This window comes from Mesorhizobium sp. M7A.F.Ca.US.005.03.2.1, from assembly GCF_003997795.1.
GTDB classification, from domain to species: Bacteria; Pseudomonadota; Alphaproteobacteria; order Rhizobiales; family Rhizobiaceae; genus Mesorhizobium; species Mesorhizobium ciceri.
In genome coordinates, this window is sequence record NZ_RZRP01001200.1 from 1 (window position 1) to 1,411 (window position 1,411).

Here is a 1,411-nt window from a genome sequence, read left to right on the forward strand (position 1 = left end):
CCGCGAACACTGCCGCGGTGACGACGTTCTCAACCGCGTCGGGCTCGGCGGCTGCGTCGACGACGATGCAGCGCTCCGGCTCGGCCTTGGCGATCGCCAGAAACGCCTCGCGGCGGGCCCGGTGGATCGCCAGCGTCTCCTTTTCGAAACGGTCGGCGACTGCCTCGGCGCCGCGCCGCAGCGTTGCGCGCCTCAGGCCTTCCGCTGGGTCGATGTCGAAGATCAGCGTCATGTCCGGCATCATGCCGTTGATGGCGACCTGTTCCAGCGCATCCATGAACGCCGGATCGATGCCGCCGGTGACGCCCTGATAGACGCGTGAGGAATCGAGGAAGCGGTCGCAAAGCACGATGGAGCCACGCTCGACCGCCGGCCGGATCACCTGCTCGACATGATCGGACCGCGCGGCGGCGAAAAGCAGCGCTTCCATCTTCGGCCCGAACGGTTCGGCTGCGCCCGACAGCAGCACATGCCTGACCGCTTCGGCGCCCGGCGAGCCGCCGGGTTCGCGGGTAAGCAGCACGTCGTATTTCTTGGCGCGCATCTTCCTGGCCAGCCGCTCGATCTGCGTCGACTTGCCTGCCCCCTCGCCGCCTTCGAAGGTGATGAAAAAACCGCGTGCCAACCGAGAGGCCTTCTTGTCCATGGCTGAATGGGATTGTAGCGCTCTAGATAGTCCGCGTTGGGCCAAACGTCCATGCCGTCGATTTTTTGCCCTTATGCATGCCGTTCCCCAAAATCATGGCTGGTTTTGAGCGACATGCGTTAGCGCCGCCAGCCGACCGCCAGTTCCTTGACGGCATCGAGCGCGCGCTGCGGCAGCGTGCCGACGCCGATCGATTCGGCTGCGAAAAGCGGCGTCTCCTGGCTCAGCGTATCGCCGATCCAGACGCGCAGCGCACCCACCGGCTGCCCCTCCTCCACCGGTGCTGCAACCGGGCCGTCATAGACGATCCTGGCCGTCAGCTTGTCGCGGTTGGTGATCGGCAGGAAGATGTCGATCGGTCCCTTTGCCTTCAGCGTCACCCCGGATTTGGCGCCGCCGAAAACCTGGGCTTCTCCAACCACCTCGTCCCTGGCGAAAATTTCAGTCTTCTCGAAAGAGCGGACACCCCAGTCGAGCAGCTTTCGCGCTTCCTCGGCGCGCTCCTTGTCCGAGGCCAGCCCGCTCATCGCCGCGATCACGCGGGTACCATTGTGGCTGAGCGAACCGACGATGCCGAAGCCGGCTGCCTCGCTCGCCCCGACCGCCAGGCCGTCGGCGCCGATGTCCATCGCCAGCAGCGGATTGCGGTTCCTCTGTGAGATCTTGTTCCAGGTGAAATCCTTTTGGGCATAATAGCGATAGAAATCCGGATAATCGCGCCACAGGTGCAGGGCGAGCTGCGCCAGCTCGCGCACGGTCGTCTGC

The 1,411-nt window shown here is 64.8% G+C and carries 1 protein-coding gene and 1 pseudogene; both read right to left on the reverse strand.

Annotated elements, in window-relative coordinates:
- A partial coding sequence (tmk, locus tag EN991_RS36210) for a dTMP kinase (RefSeq protein WP_164769658.1) occupies positions 1-625 on the reverse strand: 625 nt, incomplete at its 3' end.
- Positions 626-765: 140 nt separating this feature from the next.
- Positions 766-1,411 (reverse strand): annotated as a pseudogene (locus EN991_RS36215) (D-alanyl-D-alanine carboxypeptidase); the annotation flags it as partial.